Here is a 5,540-nt window from a genome sequence, read left to right as displayed (position 1 = left end):
CGGGGGGACCGGCGGGACGGGGCGTCCGACGGGTCCTCCGGCGAACCGTCCGGCGCGGACCCGTCCTCCGGTCCCGGGCCGGACCCCGCCGAGGAGTCCGAGGGTACCGGCACCGAGGTGGTCGGCAGCGGACAGCCCCCGGGGACCGTGCGGTTGCCGCGGGGTGGCACGGCCGAACTCGTCCGCGAGGAGGTCGGGCCGGACTCCGTCCTCCCCGTGCCGGAGGATCTGAACGAGGCGACGTGGTGGGGCGCCGGGCTGGACGCGCCCAGCGGCGCGAGCGTGTTCGCCGGCCATGTCGACTGGCAGGGCCGGACCGGACCGTTCGCGGAACTGTGGGACGCCCGGATCGGGGAGCGGGTGCGGGTGCTCGACGACGCCGGCACGGAGTGGACCTACGAGATCACCCGGATCTTCACGCTGCACAAGAACGAGCTGCCGGACCGGGCGCACGAACTCTTCGGACAGAGCGGACCGCACCGGCTCGTGCTGGTCACCTGCGGCGGTCGGTGGCTGGGCGGAACGACCGGGTACGCGGAGAACCGGGTCGTGCTCGCCGAACCCCGCTGAACCCGTGCGCGGCACCCGGACGGGCGGGGCCGGTCTCACCCGGTCGGCCTGCCTGACGACGACGACACGCCGCGCGCGGGTACGGTGCCCCCATGGTCTCCGAGCACGACAACCGCCTTCTCCCGCTGAGGCGGGACTTCGGGCAGGCATGGCATGGTTTCGACCGCACCCAGGTGGCCCAGTACCTCGACCACCTGGAGGCGCAGGTACATCAGATCACGGCCGCACGGGACTCCGCCGAGGCGCGGGCGACGGAGTCCGCGCGCGAACTCGAGAACGCCCGCCAGGAGGTCGAATCGCTGCGGGCGCGGGTCGAGGAGCTGAAGAAACCCCCGGAGCGGATCGAGGACCTCGACGAGCGCATGCAGCGCACCGTCGAACTCGCCCAGCACCGCGCGTCCGAGATCATCGAGAGCGCGGAGGCCGCCGCGGAGAAGAACTGGGCCGAGAGCAGCGCGGTGTCGAACACGCTGCACGAGCGGTACAAGAACCTGCTCGAGACACTCGACGGCCACGCCGACGCCCTCAAGCGCGAACACGAGGAGGCACTGGCCGCGACCAAGGCCGAGGTCGAGAAGATGACCACGGACGCCGCCCACCGGCGGGAGGGACTCGACGCGGAGGCGGAGACCAGACGCCGCACGATCGAGGACGAGTTCCAGGAGCGCCTGGCCGAGGAGCGGCGTGCGCACGACGAGCACATCGCCGAGGAGAAGGCCACCAGCCGCCGCGAGGCGGAGGAGCGGCTCACCGAGGCCCGGAACGAGGCCAAACGGCTGGTCGACGAGGCCACCGAGAAGGCACGGGAGCTCGTCGAGTCCGCCACGGCCGAGGCCGACCGACGCACGAGCGAGGCCAACGACGTCGTCAGCCGGTTGACGTCGATCCGGGAGGAGGCACGCGCCCGCCTGCAAGAGGCCGACCGGATGCTCGAACAGGGCGAATCCGCGCTCACCCCGTCCCAGGACGAGGAGTCCACCCTCGCGGAGACACCCGGCAGCACGTCGTGATCCCACCGCGGAGCGCTTCGTGACCCCCCGCGGGTCAGGTGACCTTGCGGGAGTTCTCCAGGTTCTCGGCGAGCCGGTCGAGGGTGCGCGCCTGGGCGACGTAGTCCATCGCGCTGAACTCCCACGGGTACACCTGACCCGCCCGCGCGGCCGGAAGCCGGGCGAAGGTCGGCTGGTCCAGCAGTGCTTTCCGCTCCATCGCGCGGAGCGAGTACAGCACCACATCCGTTTCGTACCCGGTGATGTTCTCCCAGCTGACGGTGCGCCAGTAGTACTCGTCCCCGCCGGGATCGGGATAGGTCAACCCGAGTTCGGTGTAGGCGTGCAGCGCGGGGTCGTCGGCGGCCTTGGCGATGTGCACCCCGTCGCCGGGGTAACCGGCCACCGCCATCACGGTCAGCCCCGCCGAACCCGCCCGGCGCAGACGGTCCCGTGCGGCCTCGTAGTCCGCCCGGGGCCCGGCCAGATCCGCCTCGGTGGCCCCCAGGGCCTTCGCCAGTTCGGTGGTGCGCCCCACCACGGTGGTCGCCGACCCGGCCATCGCGATCGCGACGATCGGAGCGACCGCGGCGACCTTCTCCTGCTGGTCCAGGTTCTCGAAACCGTAGAGCGGCTTCGCCGGGTCCAGCTTCCCCGAACTGTCCACCGGGTAGGCGTGCGTGACGATCAGATCGGGTTCCAGCGCGTAGAGCGCCTCGAGGTCGATGCGGCCGTAGGTGGTGCCGACCTCGGTCACCCGCGCGGTGTCCCGTCCCTCGAAGTTGACGTCGTCGGCGAGCGCCGTGGCGCCGAACGAACCCACGGGCACCAGCCCGTAGTTCCACAGCGAGGCGATCGTGTCGTTCAGTCCGGCGATCCGGCGCGGGCGGCCGGCCAACCGGACGGTCTCGCCGCGGTCGTCGGTGAACGACCACGAGCCCGACCCGGTGCCCGGATCCGCACCGGTTCCCCCTCCGCCCGCCCCGCAGGCGGTGAGCAGACCGGTGGCACCGAGGGCGAGGCCGCCGCCGACGAACGCGCGACGGGACACGTAAGTGACCATGCGGGTGAGGTTAGCCGAACCTTACTTCACCCGGAAGTGTGATGTGGACTGCTCATCGGGCCGACTCGTCCGGCCCGTGTTGGACCGGAACGGTGTCGGGTCATACGGTGCTCACGTCAGGAAGGGGGCCCGAACCGTGGCGGATCGTACCGTGGAGCTGACGGTCGACGCCGAACCCGACCTCGTGCCGGTGATTCGCAACGTCGCGGCCGACCTCGCCATCCGCATGGATCTGCAACTCGACACCATCGCCGACCTGCGGCTGGCCGTGGACGAGGCGTGCGGACTGCTGCTCGCCCGCGCGGCCACGCCCACCACGCTCACCAGCCGGTTCACCTTCGGCGGGGGCACCATCACCGCGTGGACCGAGCTGGCGTGCCGGGAGGGCACCAGCCTGCCGCAGCAGGGCTTCAACTGGCACGTGCTCACCGCGCTGACCCGGTCCGTGCGCGGACTGCGGTCCGAGCGGGCGGGGGTGCCGACGGCCGTGATCGAACTGACCATCGGCGACCCCTGAGGTGTGTGGGTGGCCCCGGCGTCCCGGCCGTCCCGGTGACCGCCGGCCATTCAACCGTCCCGGTGGCCGTCGGCGATTCAGCCGTCCCGGTGGCCCCGGAGGCTCAGCCGTCCCAGTGGCACAGCAGCAGGCACACGTCGTCGTCGTGCTCGGTGGCGCCGAGCATCACCCGCAGCACGTGCTCGGCCCGCGCGTCGAGCCCGGTGGCCTCGCACGAACGGAACGCCTCGACCAGCCGGGACAGACCCGCGTCGAGATCGCTCGTGCGACGCTCGATGAGCCCGTCGGTGAACAGGGCGATCGACGACCCCGGCGTGAGCTTGCGCTCGTGTTCCGGGAAGGTGACCCCGGCGGGCAGGTGGATCCCGAGCATCGGGGCGTGTTCGGCGTCCAGATAGGAGACGCCGCCCCCACACTCCTGCAGCAGCGGTGGCGGGTGCCCCGCGCTGGCCCAGCGCAGCAGGCCGGTCCCCGGCTCGACCTCCGCGGCCACGGCCGTGGCGAACAGCGGGGTGTCCAGGCCACGCAGCAGCTCGTGCACGAGACGCAACGACTGCGCCGGGCCGTGTCCCTCCAGTGCGTAGGCCCGCAGGGCGTTCTGCAGCTGCCCCATCACGACGGCCGCATCCACCCCGTGTCCGGTGACGTCGCCGACCGAGAGCACGACCGTGCCGTCCGGCCGGGTGACCGCGTCGTACCAGTCCCCACCCACGTGGACACCGCGGGTCGCCGACCGGTAGCGCGCGACGAGGCCGAGATCCTCCGAGGGAGCGAGTGTGGGCAGCATCGCCCGTTGCAGCCGTTCGGCCAGCTCGTGTTCCCGCTCGTACTCGTTCGCGTTGCGCAGTCCCACCGCGGCGCGGTTCGCGATCCCGCCCGCGAGGGCCACGTCGTCCTCGGTGAACTCCCCGGTGGGCCGGTGGAGGTCGAACACGCCGAGGGTGTGCGGACCGGCGGTGAGTGGGACACTGACCCGGTGCGGACCGTCCCGCACCGGGTCCCGCGTCCGGACGGCGCTGCGGGTGGTCTCGTCGGCCTCCCGGCCGGGCTCGGCGGGACACGACAGGCCACCCTCGCTCACCGTCCACACCGTGACGTGTTCGGCGAACCCGTCGGCGGTGACCAGCGCGGCGACCTCGTCCAGCAGGTGCACCCTGTCCAGCGAGGTGGCCGAGGCCCGGCTGATCTCGTCCAGGAAGGACGTGCGCTGCCGCTGCCGGTCGATCTCGGCGTGCAGGGCGAGCAGGCCGGCGTTCGTCTGCTCCAGCTCCGACTGGTGCCAGCGCAGGTCCTGCTCGCGCTCGGAGACCACGTCGGCCAGCGCGCGCAGCGCCGCCCCCGCGGAGGCGTCCGTGTCCGCGCCCTCGCCGCCGAGCGCGGCGGACACCCGTCGCCACACCTCGTCGGAGAGCTCCCGGTCCCCCAGTAACCCGCGCAGTCTCGCGCGCAGGTCGTCAGTCACCCGACCTCACCTCCGCCCACGACGACCACACAGGAGTCGTCGCGCTGTCGTCCGTACCGACCCAGCAACCACCCGGCCACCGTGGCCGGGTCGTGCGTGAGGAGCGCCGCGAACTCCTCCGCTCGCCACCGTCGCGTCACCCCGTCCGTGTGCATCACCAACCGGCTCCGACCGCCCCACGGCCGGACGACGGGAGCCGCCCGCCCGCCACTGCGTTGTCTGCGCCCGACGATGCCCGGCGTCGACACCAGCGTTTCGTGCGTACCGTCGCCCGGGAACAGCCGCGCCGCGGAGTTCCCGACGGCACTGAAGGTCAGTGTCGACCGCGCAGGGTGAAACTGTGCTATGGCCACCGTGGCGCCGCGACGGACGGTCGTGTCGGCGTCCATCGCCGCGATGAGCTGCCCGGGCGGGGCGCTCGGGTTCGCGGCGACGTGGGCGGTCACCGCCGCACTCGCGCTCGCGGCCTCGGGACCGTGTCCGAGTCCGTCGCTCAGTGCCACCGTCGTCACGCCACGTTCGTGGGCCGCGACCCAGTTGTCCCCGCACTCGGTCTCCCCCGCGGCGGCGGCCAGTGCGGCTCCCACCTCGACGCCGAGGTGGGGTGGCTTCACCAGCGTCCAACGCGCGAGCACCGTCGTTCCTTCCCCGGGGCGGGAGTGGATGTCCACGAAGTCGGCCATCCTGCGCACACCGCCGAGGCCGAGCCCGAGGGTGCCGGTGGTGGAGTGCCCGTCCCGCACGCTGTCCGGGACGTCCGCGATCCCCGGCCCGAGGTCGGTGGCCACCACGTCCAGCCCGTCCGGCCGGGGAACCACCATCAGCAGGCCGCCCGTGGCGTACTTGACGAGGTTGGTGGCGAGCTCGGAGGTCGCGAGGACGACCCGCTGCACCGTGCGCTCGGCCAGGCCCGCCTCGCGCGCCGCACGGCCCGCCGCC

At 72.7% G+C, this 5,540-nt stretch carries 6 protein-coding genes; 3 read left to right on the top strand and 3 right to left on the bottom strand.

Annotation, left to right across the window (positions count from 1 at the left end):
• Both SACHA_RS21705 and SACHA_RS0111590 read left to right on the top strand, forming a co-directional pair.
• Positions 1-570 (top strand): class F sortase (locus SACHA_RS21705; protein WP_019809872.1); only part of this gene is annotated, 570 nt, incomplete at its 5' end.
• A gap of 92 nt (positions 571-662) precedes the next feature.
• A complete protein-coding gene (locus tag SACHA_RS0111590; RefSeq protein WP_019809870.1) occupies positions 663-1,580 on the top strand; it encodes a coiled-coil domain-containing protein in 918 nt (305 codons plus the stop codon).
• Positions 1,581-1,614: 34 nt separating this feature from the next.
• Here SACHA_RS0111590 and SACHA_RS0111585 read toward each other — a convergent pair whose 3' ends face one another.
• On the bottom strand, positions 1,615-2,622 hold the full coding sequence (locus SACHA_RS0111585) for an ABC transporter substrate-binding protein (protein WP_019809867.1): 1,008 nt from the start codon (positions 2,620-2,622) through the stop codon (positions 1,615-1,617).
• A 136-nt stretch (positions 2,623-2,758) separates the two neighbouring features.
• Between SACHA_RS0111585 and SACHA_RS0111580 the strand changes: the two genes are divergently transcribed.
• The gene (locus SACHA_RS0111580; RefSeq protein WP_028663101.1) at positions 2,759-3,139 is read left to right on the top strand and encodes an ATP-binding protein; all 381 of its coding nucleotides are present in this window, start codon (positions 2,759-2,761) and stop codon (positions 3,137-3,139) included.
• Between the two features lie 103 nt (positions 3,140-3,242).
• Here the strand turns inward: SACHA_RS0111580 and SACHA_RS0111575 are convergent, their stop codons facing one another.
• Together SACHA_RS0111575 and SACHA_RS0111570 are read right to left on the bottom strand one after the other, a co-directional pair.
• Positions 3,243-4,601 (bottom strand): PP2C family protein-serine/threonine phosphatase, encoded by a 1,359-nt coding sequence (locus SACHA_RS0111575; protein WP_019809865.1) that lies wholly within the window; start codon positions 4,599-4,601, stop codon positions 3,243-3,245.
• The coding region (locus SACHA_RS0111570) for an ATP-binding protein (protein ID WP_019809863.1) at positions 4,598-5,540 on the bottom strand (943 nt) is incomplete at its 5' end. The genes SACHA_RS0111570 and SACHA_RS0111575, both read right to left, overlap by 4 nt.

Source organism: Saccharomonospora halophila 8 (assembly GCF_000383775.1).
GTDB classification, from domain to species: Bacteria; Actinomycetota; Actinomycetes; order Mycobacteriales; family Pseudonocardiaceae; genus Saccharomonospora; species Saccharomonospora halophila.
Note: the sequence above shows the minus strand (reverse complement) of the source record. Positions and strands in the feature narration are given on the sequence as shown.

Bases quoted from the DNA above. Each gene is read 5' to 3' on its own strand.
- SACHA_RS0111590 (WP_019809870.1), top strand. From the start codon at position 663: ATGGTCTCCGAGCACGACAACCGCCTTCTCCCGCTGAGGCGGGACTTC.
- SACHA_RS0111585 (WP_019809867.1), bottom strand. From the start codon at position 2,622: ATGGTCACTTACGTGTCCCGTCGCGCGTTCGTCGGCGGCGGCCTCGCC.